The sequence below is a fragment of the Sphingobacterium sp. Mn56C genome (assembly GCF_049319645.1).
GTDB lineage: Bacteria > Bacteroidota > Bacteroidia > Sphingobacteriales > Sphingobacteriaceae > Sphingobacterium.
This window is the reverse complement of the sequence record NZ_JBMOUC010000001.1, coordinates 1700388-1718698: the sequence shown is the minus strand read 5'-3', so window position 1 is coordinate 1718698 and position 18311 is coordinate 1700388. Positions and strand designations below refer to the sequence as shown.

Annotated in this window: 7 protein-coding genes; all 7 read right to left on the bottom strand. The window is 45.6% G+C overall.

From position 1 onward, the window contains the following. On the bottom strand, positions 1–1347 hold the full coding sequence (locus tag ACL9RF_RS07145; protein ID WP_422799917.1) for an MATE family efflux transporter: 1347 nt from the start codon (positions 1345–1347) through the stop codon (positions 1–3). Between the two features lie 2 nt (positions 1348–1349). Next, on the bottom strand, positions 1350–5780 hold the full coding sequence (locus tag ACL9RF_RS07140) for an amino acid adenylation domain-containing protein (RefSeq protein WP_422799916.1): 4431 nt from the start codon (positions 5778–5780) through the stop codon (positions 1350–1352). A gap of 74 nt (positions 5781–5854) precedes the next feature. Further along, positions 5855–6955, bottom strand: coding sequence for a Gfo/Idh/MocA family oxidoreductase (locus tag ACL9RF_RS07135; protein WP_422799915.1), 1101 nt, complete (start codon positions 6953–6955; stop codon positions 5855–5857). A gap of 11 nt (positions 6956–6966) precedes the next feature. Next, positions 6967–8064: a saccharopine dehydrogenase NADP-binding domain-containing protein gene (locus tag ACL9RF_RS07130; RefSeq protein WP_422799914.1), complete on the bottom strand. Its 1098-nt coding sequence runs from the start codon at positions 8062–8064 to the stop codon at positions 6967–6969. Position 8065: 1 nt separating this feature from the next. Next, positions 8066–11647, bottom strand: a complete 3582-nt coding sequence (locus ACL9RF_RS07125; RefSeq protein ID WP_422799913.1) for an amino acid adenylation domain-containing protein — start codon at positions 11645–11647, stop codon at positions 8066–8068. A 12-nt stretch (positions 11648–11659) separates the two neighbouring features. Next, positions 11660–12463 (bottom strand): thioesterase II family protein, encoded by an 804-nt coding sequence (locus ACL9RF_RS07120; RefSeq protein ID WP_422799912.1) that lies wholly within the window; start codon positions 12461–12463, stop codon positions 11660–11662. Between the two features lie 29 nt (positions 12464–12492). Next, entirely contained in the window at positions 12493–18303 is a 5811-nt protein-coding gene (locus ACL9RF_RS07115; protein ID WP_422799911.1) for an amino acid adenylation domain-containing protein, read from the bottom strand. Positions 18304–18311 lie beyond the last annotated feature (8 nt).

Sequence of the window (18311 nt, the reverse complement as noted above, 5' to 3'; positions counted from 1 at the left end):
CTAAGTCTTGTTAATTTTTCTACAAGTACAAATAACCATAACCAAAGCAATACCGGCGACGATATATTCAATCACTGTAGACGCTATGTAGATGGATGAAATACCAAATATGGCCGGTAAAATAAGCATGGCCGGAATATAAAAAATAAGTTGACGTATAATTGCTAGTACTATGGCGGGTGCTCCCTTGCCGATAGCGGGATATAAGGTCATGGTCATAAACAAGAATGGAATAATAGGAGTAGCCAGCAGCAATATGCGAAAGTTTTGGTACTGTTGTGGATTCAACAGCTCACCGGGCATCATACGCGTTAAAATGGGCTCCGCGTATAGGCTGATAATAAACCATATCGGCAATATACATACCGTCGACAGGATCACGAAAATAAGGAATGCATCTACGGTACGTTTGAACCTTCGGGCACCATAATTGATGCCAACCACAGGCTGTAGTGCCCGCATAAAACCAGCAATAGGCATCATTAGCAAAGTATATACCCGATACGAGGCACCATAAACCGCCAAATCTATTGCCGTGCCATGGCGCGCAACACTTCTAAAAACAGCTACCGCCTGTAGCAGGCTCATCAGCACCATAATTAAAGCCGCCATTCCCAAGGTTATTATCTGCCTTAGTATATGCTTATCGCAATGCAAGGACAGTGGATTACTGGTATAGGAAACAAATCTGCTACGGAAATAACAGCATCCACAGATACCATACAGCAGCATACCCATATTGGATCCCCAAGCCGCGCCGGCGACACCAATTTTTGCGATATCAATTAATATATAACTCAGCAACACGTTAATCAGCAATCCCCCTCCCATAATAATGGCGGCGAGTTTCATCTTCCCCTCTGCACGAATAACCATATTGACAGCAAAGCCATAAATCCAAAAGAAAACACCGTATAAGGTATGCTGAAAATAGGTAAATGCTAGGGCTAGTATTTCACCCTCAGCGCCCATAAATGCAAGAATTCGCTTGCCAGTAAGTACCGCCAGTAGCAGATACGCTATCGATAGCAGCAGGCTAAGAAAATTGACATTGCCAAGAATGCCCGACATCTTTTCCGCGTCATTTTCACCTATCGCGATACTTAATATTGCGCCAGCACCAACTCCAATTAAAGAACCTATGCCCATGGTCAACGAAACCAGTGGATAGGCGACGACAACGGCTGCTAAAGCCTTTTTACCGATAAATACGCCCACTAAGATGGCATCAAAAACTGTATTTAATCCATAGAAAACCATGGCCATAATAATGGGCCAAGACATACGCCATGACAACTTCCACAAATTGTTTGTTAAGATTTTACCTGTATGTTTTACTGTATCCATTACTAACGATCTAATTCTTTCTGAAATGGTTTATTAAGCGCTGCAGCAAGTGCAGCAGCATATTTCGGGCCCAAGCAAGTCCAGTGGTCACCGTCGATTTCTGTTACCTGCAGCGTACCCAAGCATAAGTCTGCCCATATAGATAAGGTGTTGTCGTTGATGTCTTTAGCTGCTGTAGTGCGGTGGTCTTTGGCTTTAAAATACCTGATATCTCCAAAATAGGGAGGAGCAATATATTTAGAGGCTTTAAAGTTTTGAACAAAAATAGCGTAGCTACGTTCCAGAAGCTCCACAGGTATATCGCGGTTATGTAGACGTTTTATAGCGCTGCTATAGGCCATAAAACGATCTTTTTGCGGTACAACGTTTAGCCGTTTAAAAACCGAAGCCATAGGCGCAAGCTCCGGTCTTCCTGACAGGGTAAATATGGCTCCTTCAGGCAGCTCATTATTATTAACCGCTAACGTATCCCTAAGCCACGCCATAAATAAAGGACCATTAATTTCACCAAATCCCGCATCGGCAAGGTCAATGTTTAAATTAGGCAGAAAACGGAATTCTATAAATAAACTATCGTACACTTTAAAAGGCGCAGCTAGCGCATCGATGATCGATAAATCCACAATGTCAATACCTTTTTCACTCAGTCTTCTAGCAATTTCTACAGCAACCATACTGCCAATAGAATAGCCAATAAGCTGCACCTGCCGTGCACCATTTTCCAAAATAATAGACGTATAATCGTCGGCGAGGTAATCCAGCACTTTATCTTCGTCTAAAGCACAATATGCGGCAGTATCCCCAATAGAAATACCGTATACAGCGTACTGTGGCTGTTCCCGCTGTTCCGGCTTTTGCAGCAGGTACCGGATCAAAGGCTTATAATTATCCCAGGTGCCATCCCCCTGAATAATGATACGCTGTACAGCAGCACCATTGTCGCTAAAATTGGTGCAAACTCCCAAACGGGGGGGTACTTCTATAACAGCCCGCGGTTTAGACACTTCACTAACCTGCTGATGGCAGCGGAAGAAGTCTGCCAAAGCAGCAATGCTAGGCGAAGATATTAACTGCCTAAGAATAAAGTCAAAGCTCAAATCTTTCTGTCCGCTACTGCTAAAAATATCACGCATTTTCCCGGCCAACTGCGCAAAAATTAGCGAGTCAGCACCCAACTCATTAAGGTTTTGAGTTCTTTTTATATCCCTTAAAGACAGAGCATTACAGCATAACTCGTAAATACGTTGCTCCAGGTCATCCTGAAAAGAAAGGCTATCGGAGGTGCTGTTTTCAACGTCGAAAACACAAAGATCTTCCAGCTGTTTAATATCCAGCTTGCCATTTAAGGTTAGAGGCATACGCTGTAAACAGCTAACCTGCGCGGGCAGCATATACGCCGGAATCCTGTCGCGCAAAAACTCCATTAATTCGGAATGCAAGGAAGCCTCCGCGCCCTGCACTGTTGGAACAATAAAAGCAAACAAGCATTTTTGACGGCTAATTTCGGATAAGGATTTTGCAATAACAGCAGCATGTGCAACCTGAGGATGCTCTGCTAAAGCAGCCTCTATTTCACCAATTTCAATGCGATGTCCGCGTATTTTTAGCTGTTTATCCACACGACCTAAAAACTCAATATCCCCGCCAGGGCAAAACCTGGCGAGATCCCCTGTTTTATACATGCTAGCGCCTGTAACAGGATGCAGTAAAAAACGATCATGCGTAAGCTCCGCATCATTAAGATAAGCCAAGGCCAGTCCTGAACCTGTAATATACAAATCTCCGCTTTTCCAAACCGGGCAATCGCGCATCTGCTTATCCAGTATGCAGCAGCCCTGATTAGACAAAGGCCTGCCATAAGGAATACTGACCCAATCGGGATTTAAACGGGTATACAGGTAGAAAAACGACCATATGGAGGCCTCCGTAGCGCCACCTAAACTGACAATCTGAGCTTTAGGAACATAACTCAGCAACCTGTCGGGAAGAGGCAATGGAATCCAGTCGCCCGAAAGCAATACAAGCCTAAGTGCAAGGCGCGGCTCGATATGTTGCACGCCTTCGGTTTCCAAGTAATCGACAAGCATCTGCAGGAGCGCCGGTGCCGTATTCCACAAACTCACCCCATATGTAAGCATTAATTCCAGCCAATGCGAGGGGTCCTGCTGCCTTGCAGGATGCGGATAAATTAAGGTTCCGCCAACAGCCAACAGGCCGAAAATATCAAATACCGATAGGTCGAAGCCAAGCTGCGACAGCGCCAGCAAGGTATCCTCCTGGCGTATCCCAAAGCGCCGATGCATATCCTCGATGGTATTCTTGGCACCCAAATGTGAAATAACCACCCCTTTAGGTTCTCCTGTTGAGCCCGAGGTATAGCTAATATAAGCCGGTGTTTGCATAGTCTGCTGTGCCGTGGAAGCGATATTTTCCAAGCTTACCGTAGTTTTCGCTTCCAAGCGATCTACCGCAATCGCCAGCAACTTATTTTCCGTAATGCAGTTATGATCCAGGAACTCCTGCGTAGTGATAATAAATCTGATACCGGCATTTTTTATAATCTTATCCATTCTGGCGGCCGGTTGATGGCTATCTATTGGAACATAAACAGCACCTATAGCAAGCACCGCCATTACTGCCGTAACCTGGTGGTGCGATTTAGGGATTGTAATTGCCACCCTAGCCGCTGCGCTGCAGCCCAAATGCTGCAGTTGCAGGGCAATGTTGGCGGCTTTATGCGCCAGTGTTTCATAGGTTATTGCACCAAATTGGTCAACAATGGCAATCTTATAAGCTAATTTTTTGCAGTTTTTGAGTATTGGCGTATGGAGCAATACTTGCGGTAATGGTGCAGGTTCATTATCTACCCTTTCCCTTTCCTTCTGCTGCCATGGCGGCAGGCTGATCAGCGCCCTGATATGCCAGTTATCAATAGCCGTAGCGAGTGCATTCAGCAGCAGCTCAAAGCTAACAAACATATCTTCAACCAGCTGGTCCGGGAAAATGCCATCACGTGCATCCCAGTTCACTGTAAGTCCGTCGAGGCTGTCTACAACCTGGCAGTCCAAAAAAACCTGTGGCGTCTGGCTGATGCTATAATCCCCCATCTGTCCGGTTAAGTTCAAATCCTTACGATTATCAAAAAGACCAATGGCACTGGTAAGCACAACAGGATAAAGTATACTACCGTTTTGTTTTACTTTAGCGATTTCACGCAGCAGCTCTACCGCCGTAAATACCGTGTGGTCCAAGTCGTTAAACAGCTGTATGTTCAAATCTTTAGCGTGCTCGAAAAAGTTTTTTTGTTCCCTAAAATCTATCTCAAGCAACGATAGTGAGGTAAAATCGCCTACAACCCGATCCACATCCGGATGTAGAGGCCTGCGGTTTAGCACCGTTAAGTTTAAACAAAAATGTGCATGCTCACTCCAGCGCTCCAGTACGGCAGCAAAAGCCGCGGCGACGGCAGCAGTAGGGGTGATGCCAAAAGAACTAGCATTAGCCTTAAAGCTGTCCCAGTTCTTTTTTTTAATTAGGCAGCTATTCCGTGTAAAATGATTTTTAGCGGTATATTCCCGTCGTTTTAAAGGCAGCATAGGCGCTGAAGGCAGTGTTTCTACACGCTTCATCCAATAGTTACGATCCCTGTAATAGGCGGGGGTTTCGCGTAACGCCCTTTCGGCTATAACATAATCACGGAAGCTAACATCTATTGGTTTTAAGGGTTTAGAAGCCTCAAAATAAAGCATTTCAAACTCCGCCAGTAACATCATCATACTACTCCAATCTGCAATTAAAAATTCCATAGAAAAATGTAAAATACACGCAGGTTGTGATTTTTGTCGCGTAGCTGTAATCGCAATATCAAACAAAGGCCACTGCGTGGTATCGTAGACCCGATGGCTCATGCTGCTGCGTATAGCTTCCAATACCGTTGCCTGTTTGGAGGCAGCGAGGAGGGAGATGTCCTGATAACCCACTATAAAAGCAGGCGCATGCTCGCTAATCGTTTGAAAGCCCTGCGGACTAATGCTGGCGCGTAACATTTCGTGGCGCTGAATCAACACATTCCAACACTGCTCGACCCGATCACGGTCTAGCGATGGGTATTTTAATTCCAAATACAAGTGGCAGGCCACATCACCATAAGCGAAGGCCGGATTACGCCCCAAGAGGTATGCCGACTGCACATCGGTTAGCGGAAACGGTTTGTAGCGGTTTAATAGGTCATGCTGAACGGTAACTCTGGTAGGAATATCCGCAAGATAAGCGATAATTTTAGTTTTATATTCCTTTAGCAGCTGGAGATCTGCCGGTTCCATAACGCCCTTTGGCGCTTTAAATTTTAAGACAGCATCTTCCGTCCAGAGCTGGATATTTCTGATGCGCATATGTTCAATCAGCGCTTCAATAGGTATTGGTTTGGTTTGCATAGCTTATACATTAACAATTCGTAAGGGTATTCGAATATTAAAAACATTTTTTGAAGTACATATTCCACCAGCTCCTACAACATGGCCTGTGCCCAGTTTACTAAGGCAGCGCTATCCTGCGGTTCGTAAACAGCATCAGGCTTTAATGTTGGTGGCCCCATAGCCTCCATCAGGGTGTGCCACAACCGCGCAGTTAGTAGCGCCTGCTGTGCACTTTGGGAGGCATCTGTTTTTTTATGAAGGATTCTCCTTTTCATGGCAAGAAGATCCTGAGCAATGGCATTGGGCCATTGTTGTTGTAATATTTCCAGGTAGCTGGGCGCAGTTTCGGGACCTAGTATCAATGTACTTCTTTCGTACAGTTGCTCCACCGTTGCGATGTCTTTTAGGAGTTCCTGATGCGGAATGTGCAATTGAGGTTTCCATACCACAGGGCCATGGTTATCGGTTAATGCTAAAGTCCCCGAGCTGCACACTAGGGCAATGCTATGCAATAAATGGCGATGGTTGTCCGGATCGATTGGGTTAACCTCGTTGTGTGCGCGCATAATAAACGGATAACCAGCCCAGGTGCCGCTAAGCAGCTGGAATGGCAGAGCGTCTTTAACCACATGCTGAATATGAAGCGGTCTGGCGTTAGGCAAAATTGCTGTCATGAGCTGCACCAAGGGGTAAGATACCTGCGTAGCTAAGGCAATATCCAAGTAGATGTCCTGCTTGGTTAGGAAAATCTTTTTCGCCACGGCAGCAAAACGTTGAAATGCAGGTAAGTTTTGGTATAGATTTCCAATGCCGAAGTGCACAGCATTTACCTTTGCAGTCCGCAGGCAGTTGGCGAGATCGCTGTGGTGAATAGGATGTTCAAGCAGCACGTGTATTCCTTTTTCCATGCAGTAACAAGCAAATTCACTGCCCTTGCCGCCCATTACACCCGAACGCAGGACCATACAGGCCAAGTCTATATCCTGAGGATTTATTTCATGGAGGTTTTGTAAAAGAGGGACATTATATATTTCGGCACATTTTCGGGAGCGCTCGCTACCCTTAGCGAATAGGCCCACCAGCACAAAATCAAAGGGGAGCTTACGAATAGCTTCCAGGTAAAACTGTCCAAATGAGGAGCCAAATACCAATACTCTTATCTTTTTTGCGGTCATAATTTGAGGTGTTTTCATGTGAATACGCTTTAAATGCTTCCTTCATCGTCGATGAGAAGATCTGTAATTGCGGTGTTTATCCGTTGAATGGACCCTGGCGGAAGGAGTGATTGAAGCATCTCCATCACAAAATCCACATCCCTAATTGCGGCGGTATGATGTAAGCCCGGGGTTACCCTTCCATCCATTACGGCTTTAACCATTATGGCTGCGATTTTTCCACAGAACGGAATAATATCATCAACCTGAAAAAAAGCGGTTTGTGTTTTTTGTTTTCCGTTACATTCGCCGTCGAGCTGTAGCAGCAGTTTAAAATAAGGGCTTCTACCAAGGCTATCCATCTCTGCCGCTAGTACCAGCTGTGCAATCGTCGCCTGGCGATTTTGTTGGAATGCATAGCTCGCGCTATCCAGAAAGGCGACAGTATGTTCGCCCTGAACGGCAGCATACCAAGATCCATTCTGCAGTGTTAATTTCTGGGCTACCAAATGCGTTTCGGCATCAAATAGCGGGAAAAGCGTAAGCTCAGTATTAAAAAATGGAAGGCTAATGTGGCGCTGTGGCGTTAATATTTGAGAAACAATACCCTGTCTCCATGCCGCACGTGGCCTATAATCAGGCTGTATCACCGCTTCCAAGTAGTCTTCAGCTGCAGCGGGGGTTATAGCGCCAAGGCTACCATAGTAGCTTAACAGACTATGTACTGTCCCGAAATGTTTGGCACACCATCTCGGAAAGAGCCCCGAAAAACCCGGTGTAGCCCCCGCAGCATACAGCAGTATACTGCTACCCGTGTGGAGAGGCTTCCTGGCGTAGTCAGGGTCCATGCCCACATCCACCAGATGCACGCCTTGCTGTATACAAGCCTCGGCAATGCGCCTGGCGTAGCGATGCGAAGGAGCACTACAATTTAAAATCAGATCACAGTGCTGAATAAACGCCAGTAAGCTACTTTCATGTTCAACATCCAGTTTTTCCCAACTCGCATTGCTTAAAAAATGTTGCTGTTTAGCTTTTCCGATATCCGGATTACGCCCCCCAATTTTTAAAGGGCCGATACCAAGTTGCTGTAAGGTAATGCAGGCCTCGAAGCCCACCGCACCATAACCTCCAATAATTCCTATCATGTTAAATTTCCCCTGTTTCCATTGTCTTCCATTCCTCCTGTAGTCGATACTGCTCCTGCTGTATAGCGAAGGCCAGCTCCCACAAAGTAGCCCCAAATAGAGCACTCAGCTTTAAATCCACGGCATACTGTTCCCTTACCTGGCCTAAAAAGCGGGTAGCCGATAAACTATCGCCACCAATTTCGAAGAATATATCGTCGCGACTTATTGTCTTTATATCGAGGAGTTCTTTCCAAAGCCCAGCGATACCCTCTTCCAGTACACCAACAGGTCCTTCTATATTAGTCCTATAGGTTTGCATATCCTGGTTTACACTATTTTTAAGCTGTGCTGCAAGCTCCCTGCGGTCGAGTTTGCCGTTAGCGCTTAAAGGCATATGCGGAAAGATAAACAACCTCTCGGGCAACATATGTGCAGGAAGTAAATCCTTAAGCTGCCTCAGCAAATGCGATACCTTTAATTGCGGTCTCCCAGCTGGACATTGGCATTGGTACAACATCAAGTTGGAACCGCGAATTTTTTCACAGGACGATGTTATAAATCCAGTTTTTTGGAAGTAGTTTCTCCACGAATCCGAATTCATCATAGGGTTAAAGCTATCGCGACGTTTGGCATCAAAATGCTGAAATCCACGTTCAATAACGCCCGCACTTAGCAGCGCAATCGGCATCAGCGTTTCCGGCTCCAGGGCCCATAAATATCCGGCATCACAGAGCAGCTGTGTACAGATGAAAAGCCCCTCTTCGGGCTGTTGGAAGCTGTGGAGGCTGTTTATGGCGACGACGATATCGAAGTCGTAGCGATACGCTTCCGGAATTTGGTGCTGCCTTCGTTCAATAGGTGTTACCAGATGTCCGGCCGCAGCTTGTCGCTTGGTGAAACTACGGAGGAGGCTATGCCCTTCATCAACAACCCAATACCGGATTGCCTTTCCTGCAGTGGCATGTAACAGCTGTTCGGATAGTAACCCTGAACCTGCTCCGAGAATAGCCACTTTTAAAGGTTCTGAACTGATTTCAGCCTGCTGATTTATTTTTTTTGCTAACCGATCTATTCCATTTATCATGCCCCTGTCTAAGCTGCTTAATTTTTCAGGCGCAAGGAGTTCGTCGTCCAGTAAGGCCAGCGCTGGCATGTTGTTCGATAAGATCTGCTGTAGCATAGGAATGCGGCCCTGCAGCCTGCTGTTTAAGGCAGTAAGGGCGCTATCCTGTGTAGCATATTTTTTCTGGCATATACCATTCAGGAAGAGTCGTCCTCCCTTTTCGACGAGCAAATGCCGATTTTGCAGCCAGTTTAACCACATGTCTATGGTAGGCATATGTTCTGGGGCAATTTCCAGATGTGCGGTTACCTGCATTTTTAATTGTTCGATTTGCACTGGAAGTAAAGGCACAGCGCTGCGGTTTTTCGTAGCGCTAACGGTGATTGTCGCTAGTTGTAGCGTTGCAAAAATAACCTCGGCAACCACCTGTTGCTGACGTTTATATGCTACCCTGACCGCAGCTGTTGGGGCAGGAGAAGAGGAAGATGGCCAGCAAGAATCTTCTGCTATTGCCATGGCGGGCCTCTGTCGTGGAACAACAGCAGCAATCAGGTGAGGGGTATTCGCTAAGGTAAGCACCACCGCCGTAGCCTGCGCAACACCAGGGATGGTTTTTAATGCGGCTTCTATTTCGCCAAGTTCTATTCTAAAACCATTTATTTTTACCTGCTGATCCAAACGTCCTAGAAACTCCAAGTTGCCATCAGCCGCATAGCGACCTAAGTCTCCTGTGCGGTACCACCTTTCGCCATTGGCATAAACGAAACGGCTATCGGTAAGCGATTTATTGGCGGTATAACCCCTTGCGAGACCTTGGCCGCCAATCCACAGTTCACCAGTCACAGTTTCGGGACAATCCATTCCCAAAGAATTTACAACCCTATATTTTTGGTTAGCCAGGGGTTTACCATAGGGAATCGATATCCATCCTGGCTGGATAGCATCGACAACATAATAATTGGACCAAATAGAAGCCTCCGTAGCCCCCCCGAGTGCGATAAGCTTGCTGTGTACGGATACTTTCTTTAGCCTCTCTTTAATCGTTAATCCCACCCAATCACCAGAGAGTAGCACTAAACGAAGATGCCCTAAATTATCGCGTTCTGAAGCCGTAAGGAGCAGCATATCGAAGAGTGCTGGAACGGAATTCCAAATAGTGATCTTATATTTTTCCAGTAATGATAGCCATATGGAAGGTTCCTTGCGCTTTTCTTCGGGGAGTAATACTACGGAACCACCAGCAGATAGTAGTCCAAAGATATCGTATACGGAAAGGTCAAAATCAAATGCAGAAACGGCTAAAATGCGGTCGTTAGCCTGCACCACAAACCTGTTGTTTACGTCGTTAATGGTATTCCAGGCGGCGCCATGCGTTATCTCGACACCCTTGGGAGCACCGGTAGAGCCAGAGGTAAAGATTATATAGGCTAACTGCGATGGATGGTTCTGTACAGGGGCGGCCAAGGGCTCTAAATGCGCTGTTTCATCTATATTTATACATTTAATAGAACCAGCCTGTGTCAAGTCTTTCAAGTAGGGATAGGCTGCTATGCTGGCGCTGTCGGTAACCAAAAACTGCGCCGCTGCTGTGGTTAAAATTTTTTGTATGCGTTTATAAGGCTGATCAACCGCAATAGGAATATAGGTACCACCACTGCCTAATATACCCAATGCCGCTATAACCTGAGCCGGTCCTTTGGGTAGGAGAATAGCGATACGGCAGGCTGTATTGTCAGTGCAGTCGACCAAAGCACGCGCTAACTTTAGCGCCATTGTCGACAGGGCATCATAACTTAATTGTGCCGCATATTTATCTTCCCACAATAGGGCTACTTGCTGTGGACGGGTTAGGGCATTTTTGAAAAAGGCGTCGTGCATACACTGCGCAACCCCTGGCCTGGAAGTTTGGTTTATTTCATTTCTTGTATGTCGTTCAGCCGCATTCAGCAGATCGGGTAAGGGCTGTTTCCAATCGGTATTGGCCGCCCAAAACAATAATTTTTGTTGGCTCTCGGTCAGCGCTTTAACCCTATCCATCGCCATAAAGTCTGTTTTTATCTGCCAATCGATACGTAAACCTTCTAGCGTATTCATGTGAACACATAGGGCCACACGTACTGCAGCATAATCGTTGCCCGGTGAAGGCTCCTGCATAACAATTAAAATACCATCGGAAAGTGCCGATATTTGACTTTGAAGATTTGGGATAATGCCTTCCTTTATGTCCGTGCAATAGCTTATAAAACTACGGTCTACATCGATATCTGCATGGAAAGTAGGTATCGGTGAAACATACAACTCGTTATTTCGTAGAATATGAAAGGCCTCTTGGTTTACAAGAACCGGTAAATCCAGCCATGTTTTTAAAGCCAATATAACGCTAATTTCCAAAATACGATCTGCTGGCAAGTGCCAATGTTTTGATTTCTCCTGAATAGCACTCCATATCTCCGGTGCGATACGGATTCTTTCTCTGTGCCAGTTGCTATCCTGGATAATATGCGACGCATGTGTTGGATTATGTAAATCATTTTGCATAACAGGTACCAATTAATGTGAGCTTTTATAAGTGTTATTCAGGGTTTTAAGCAAGTTCTTGAGGTAAATATCACCCAGAGATTGGATAAAGAAGTGATGGCCAAAAAACTCCTGTATTTGAAAAGATCCTGCGGTCACTTCTCGCCAGTAATCCATTACCGTTAAATCGGCATCATCGTGCATGCCGCAATGCGCCTCTACGGGAATCTGTAGCTTTTGACCACAATAATGGAAAGATTCATGGGTACGTAAATCGCCACGCAATTGTTGCAAGGTAAACTGTAACATCTCCGGATGATTTAATAACACCGCTGGAGTACCGCCCATTTTTTTAAGTTCGGCCGTAATTTCAGCATCTGTACTAGCGCTGTTTAGCAGGCTAGGGTCGTGCATATGAGGCGCATGCCTTCCCGCGACAATAAGTTTTTCAGGGGGGAGGAAACCATTTTCTTGTAAGCTATGTGCCAGCAGAAAAGCTACTAAAGCACCAAAGCTATGGCCATAGAGTACATAACTCCCTTGAACGACATCGGCGAATACGGGTAAAAAATCGGCCAGCAGTTCGTCTATAGATGTTGCCGCAGGCCTGTGGATATGGTTTCCCCGTCCCGGAATTTCTACGGGTATAAAGTTTATGCAAGGCTGGTCTTTTGTTTTTTCCCTCCATGTTCGGTATAACTGGGCTCCGCTACCGGCAGAAGGGAAGCAGAACACCTGCAGGGGGCCATCAGCATAGCTGTTATAAAAATTATTACATTGCCGCTCTCCCCCTAGATTTTTATAGTTGTAAGGAAACCATTGTTGTAGTCTGTTCATAATTTGGTATGTGTAGGGTATTAAAATATTTACGTATGTGATGCGCTATCCAGCTGAATATCCCAGTCGTCAGCTGCAACAAGTTGCTGTATCCAGGCTTCGTAGCGTTTTAACATGTCGCGAAGCTGCTCCAAGTCAAAGGCTTCCTCGACGACATCCCAATTCAGCTGATAGCAGTCGCCTTGACCGTATATCTGATGGTCTAACACCACCTGTGGTGTTTGGCTCACCGCATAAAGCTCGCGGACACCATCGGGTAAAGTGCTCCCAGTTCCCTGCGAGCCGTTGTTGTTTAACAAACTGGTAAACACCACAGGCATAACCGCCTGTCTAGGATTGCGTTTATTCAAGCTACGTAAAAGTTCCAGTCCGTCTTTCGCCCGGTGTTCTATAGCCATCCATAATTGCTCCTGCATAGCGATAGCTTCCTGCAGGAAGGTGCCATGCTGTTTTGGAAAGTAGCTGATTAGCGCCAGGTTGGTAAAATCGCCTATCACCTGATCCACCTGCGCGTGCAGGCTAAGGCGGTTAAAGAGCGTCATGTTGAGCGATACCGCTTTTCCAGCACTCCAATACGACAATAGTTTGGAGAAAAGACAGGCGAATACAGCCGTAGCATCCATGCGGTAGTTCCGCGCCTTTGCTCGTAGCAATTCCAAGGTCTCGGACGTTAGGGTAAAACCATACCTTTCAAACCGCGGCTGTTTTATAGCCGTTAATTCTTTGCTGTAGGGTAAGGCGGGGGCTGGAGGAATATGGCTTAGTTTTGACGCCCAGTATTCTTCGGCCTTTTGCAAAAATTGCGGGAATTTGGCATGCCAAGATAGCTCGTCGATTAGGTACTGCCTTACCGTATAGCTTGGGGTTAAAAGCTGTTCTCCGCTGTAGGCTTTCACGATTTCGCGTAATAGGAGGTTAGCGCTCCAAGCATCCAATACCAACAAATCAATACTAAGGTGTAAGACACATCTTTCGGTATGAGCACGGCTCACCTCAAAATGAAACATCGGCCATTGCCCAATCGGATATTGGAAATGGGCACGTTCTTTTCTGACCTGTTCAGGCTGCAGATCTGTAATATGAAGCGTATAAGTGCAGTTTTCATGGCGCACACTTTGGGTACCATCCGCGTAGATTACGGTACGTAAACCATCGTGAATAGCAATAACTTGATTTATAGCGTCCTCCAATTTATCGACAGCAAGAAAAGGCCATAACAACTCACAGTAATAATGCGAGCCTACATTTCCTAAGGTATAACTAGAATCTCTACCCCACAAATATGCTTTTTGTATTGGCGTAAGTGGAAATCGTTCTTGCTGTGGTGTCGATTTATACGTGTCGGATTGTAGGTAGTCGACAAGCAAAGGTTTGTGGGTTTTTAATTGTTTCAATAAATCACCGTTAAGCCCTCCCTGCGGAGACCTGAACTTTAATTTGTCGCCATCCAACCACAGCTGTACCTGCTGTTGTTTGCATGCTGCAAGCAAAGCCGTTAAGGTTGGGATGTATGCCTGCCAGCCGAGCGATTGTTGCAGCGCTAACAGCGCTTTTTTTTCAGCATCGAAATCTATAGCACCTGCCATTAAGGTATGGAGGTGATAATGTGCTAGGGATAAATTATAATAAGGGCGGAAGGCTTCAAAATCGACAGCATTACCGCCGATCGACCCAATATTGTAGTGCATACCATCTGATTCCAGGAGCTGCGCAATGCGCCCCGCCTCCAGCATACACATAACCAAAGAATCCCGCTGGTAATAAGGAAAAAGGGAAGCCATATCAGCCAGTAGATGTATCGCAAAGGCAACATGTTCCGGTGCGCCTTGGGGTAGGTAAGGTGCGGTGGCTAAATTGTTGCTTTCCACAAAAATAGGTTGCAGTTCCCGTATGTAAGGGTCAAAGTAGTAATAGCCCGCAGGCAGGCCTTCGACCTTATTGTTAAAGACACTAACGTAAACCTGAACGGGATATATTTCGTCCACTGAAGCATAACCAAAACGGAAGTTTTGATCGGTTTGCTGTGCCGAACAAAGGTTAATAAACCCCTCAAAATCCTTAAGGCTTAAAATTCTAGGGGCGAAACTTTGGTATTTTTTACGCCAGCTGCTATATACATCCGGTTTATCCGTCGCAGCCAGGGCGAAATTTCGATTTTCCGTAGTAACAGCATGCAGCATCCTGTTTTGTTTACTGAGGTAAGGGCTTAGGCTTATTTTATCGGCGTTTGGCAGTCCATCCAGATAAGCCATTAATTCAGTACTATACAGGAGATACTGAGGTTTAACAGGCACAGTATCGGCAACTTCGAGCCGCTCAAAATGGATATCGTTTTTATTGTAATAAGCTATAAGTCCAGCGACCGAATCTAATTTTACCATCTCCGCAACGGTAGGCCGCGCTAAAAACTGGTGTTCCAGCTGGTTTGCCAGGCGAATCATGTCCATAGATGAAATACCCAGCCTGCTGAAAGCCGTATCAATTGTGATATCGGGCTGTGCGAGCACATGGCGTACAACCAGCAGTACCGGGTGCATACCGATGGGAGGCTTTGCTGTAAGCATAGGTTTATTACAGCTCTGGTCAACCGGGAAATCCCGATATGCTGTAGCGACATCTTTAAGTTTATGATAGTCTATTTTGCCATTGCTACCCAAGGGGTAATTGAGCATGGGTATAAAATAATCCGGAATAAAATAGGGCGGGAGATAATCCGCCAATAGTCTTTTTAAATCCTCCGCGCAGAACGTTTCTGGTTTAGTTTTTACAAACGCAACCAGTTTTTTGGGCTCTGTTTTTGCGCCAAGCGGTAAAATAACAGCGGTTAAATCGGGGTAGCATCGCTGTATGGCCATTTGAATCTCAGCAGCCTCAATACGATAGCCATTGATCTTTAGCTGGTCATCAGCTCTACCTAAAAATTCTATACGGCCATCCTCCATATAACGCCCATAATCACCCGTATCATATAACCGTTTTTGCAAGCGAGGATGCCAAAAGAATGCACGCTCGGTACTCTCTTTTTGTCCCCAATAGCCCTGCGCTAGACCGCTGCCGGCAATATGTAGCTTCCCCTTAACAGCCGTAGGACAAGGGCGTCTGGCTTCGTCCAGGATATAATACTGTTGGTTGGATAGGGGCAGGCCATAAGGAATGGAAGTCCAATCGTCATTACGCGCTGTTACCAGCTGATAATTAGACCATATGGAAGCTTCGGTAGCGCCTCCCATACCGATAAGCTCGGCTTGAGGAAGTAATTGCTTCATCCGATCAAAAGTCGACAGGGGAATCCAATCACCAGATAAAAATATTTTAGTTAGGCTGCTGAAGTTATGTTCCGAAAAAGCATCTAAAAATGCCGTAAACAAAGCAGGAACACTATTCCATAAGGTAACCTTATGTTGCGTAATAAGGGATTTCCAAGCTATAGGATCTATGCGTTCCTGTTCGTTAGCAATAACTAACTTTCCCGCCCTACCTAGAACGCCGAATATATCGTAAACCGATAAATCGAAACTCAGCGCAGATAGCATCAGTCCGACCTCATTTTCCGTCACCTGAAAGCGTCTGTTTACGTCTAAAATTGTATTGGAAGCGGCCTTATGACTGATTACTACGCCTTTGGGTTTGCCAGTAGAGCCTGACGTGAATATCATATAAGCAATTGCCTCCGGCCCTATATTTCGGGTTGGAAAATTTATGGGCTCTTGGTTCTCCAAGGCTATATCGTGCAGTGTAAGCAGCATGAAATCAGGTCTTTCTGACACTAAGCCGGTGAAATCTTGGTCGGTGATCATTGCATGCGCATCGGCTTGCCTTATCATTTCGACGCTTCGGAATTTCGGATTGTTGTACGCTATTGGAATATATGCGGCACCGTATTGCAGAATGCCCAGAATAACGGCTACCGCTTCGAATGAATTTTGCAAGTGAACGACAATACGTGCAGCACCGGGGATGCCTTTTCGGTGTAAAAGGTTAGACAGCCTATTAGCACTTTCGGTTAATTGTTGGTAGGAATACCCATGCCCATTAAAAACGATAGCCACTCTGTTAGGATGCTGTTTTGCCTGCTCAAAAATAGGCTCATGCAACAGCTTCATCGGAAAAGGGTATGCTGTTTTATTGACATGGCTATGCCATTCGAACTGCTGTTTAGGTCTCAGGTCAGTCAAAGTAGACTCCCAAAATACAGCATCCTCTATGGCAGTATCAACGAGTTCGGTAAAGCGGTCAAACATAGCAAGCACTACACCTGCAGGAAATATACTTTCCAAGGCATCCCAGGCCAGTACAGTATTCCCATTTTTGGTTAACACCTGTGCATCCAACCATACCTGTGGTGTTTGCGAGGAAGAGTAACCTACCTTACCAAATAAATTAATATCCCCTAAGTCATGCTCCTCCATACTCAAACCTAATACACTGGTAAATACTACAGGGTAAAAGTATTCGGCCGCATCTGAAGTCTGATTTAATGCCTTGACTAGCGCCAAAGCCGAAAATGTTTTATGCTCCAGATCCTCTTGCATTTGCTGCTGCAGGGCATGTGCATTTTCTGTAACACGTTGATTTTTCCGGTTTACACGTAACAGCGATAAGTGGGTAAAGTCGCCAATTACCTTATCGATATCCGGATGAACCGGAGCACGGTCGAACACAGTAAGGAGCAACCCAAAATGATGCGTTGTCGACCAGGCGGCAATAACTTCAGCAAATATGGCGAGTAAAGCTGCAGTAGGGGTTAATTTTTGTGCTGCAGCACCTTTACAAAACTTTTGCCAGGATTTGTTATCCAGGCATTTTTCAAAATGTGAAAACTCAGCAGGCGCATGGTTAAAGGCGCTAGTTTGTTGTTTCAGCGGTAGCTGCGGTGCTGGAGGGAAGCTGCTTAAGCGGTCCATCCAATAGCATTTATCGATTTCGTATAAGCTTGATTTTTTACGTTTCTCCAGGTAAAAAATATAATCACGGTAGGAGGCTTTAATTTCGGGTAAGCCATTATTTCGGGATAAGGTGCCTATACGTTGTGCGTAAAAAATAGACAAGTCTCTCCAGAATATGCGAAGACTTAAGGCATCGCTACCCATAAAATCCATGCCGAAATGTATGCGCCAGCTATTGGCAGGCATTTCGGTAACCCTAAGGTCAAACAAAGGCTGTCCTAAAGGAAGGATTTGATGCTCCATCTGCGCACGTATATCCGCAAGTTTTACCTGAACATTAAGGCTATCTTTTAAACTATACCTACGAATTTCATAGGCTACAGTAGGCATAATACGTTGGAAACCATCAAGGCTAACCTGAACACGGAGCATCTCATGCCTTTGGATTAAGTCGTTCAAGGCAAGTTGCAAAGCGTCAAAATTTAGGTCAACGGTATCCCTTTCAAAGTATCCATAACAGCTGATTCCCCCCCAGGGGAGCTCTGCATTTCGGCCAGCCAAGTAGGCATTCTGTATGGCGCCGAGCTTAAATTTTTTAAAGCGCGCTGATTTATCGGAAATATACCAGGCATCCATGTTGTCCGAGGCTCGGGTTGCGGGATTTTGTTCCTGAATTTTGGCGAATAATAAGTTGGCCCAACGCTGTAACGTCGGCTCCCGCAGAAAGTCCGCATTTTTCACAACTATTCCAAGATCTTTTTTCCAGCGACGGCCGAGGTCAGCCATGCTAATAGAGTCGAGACCAATTTGGAAGAGATTCTCCTCCTTACCTAACTCATCCAGATCCTCTTTATCCAGTTTTAAATTTTCCATTAAACTCAGCTGCAGGTACCTATAGGTTTCGGCGATACTTTTCACTATTATTTTAGGGTTTGTTGATGCTAAGGTTGTCACAATTTATG

Bases quoted from the DNA above. Each gene is read 5' to 3' on its own strand.
- ACL9RF_RS07145 (WP_422799917.1), bottom strand. From the start codon at position 1,347: ATGGATACAGTAAAACATACAGGTAAAATCTTAACAAACAATTTGTGG.
- ACL9RF_RS07135 (WP_422799915.1), bottom strand. From the start codon at position 6,955: ATGAAAACACCTCAAATTATGACCGCAAAAAAGATAAGAGTATTGGTA.
- ACL9RF_RS07130 (WP_422799914.1), bottom strand. From the start codon at position 8,064: ATGATAGGAATTATTGGAGGTTATGGTGCGGTGGGCTTCGAGGCCTGC.
- ACL9RF_RS07140 (WP_422799916.1), bottom strand. From the start codon at position 5,780: ATGCAAACCAAACCAATACCTATTGAAGCGCTGATTGAACATATGCGC.
- ACL9RF_RS07125 (WP_422799913.1), bottom strand. From the start codon at position 11,647: ATGCAAAATGATTTACATAATCCAACACATGCGTCGCATATTATCCAG.
- ACL9RF_RS07120 (WP_422799912.1), bottom strand. From the start codon at position 12,463: ATGAACAGACTACAACAATGGTTTCCTTACAACTATAAAAATCTAGGG.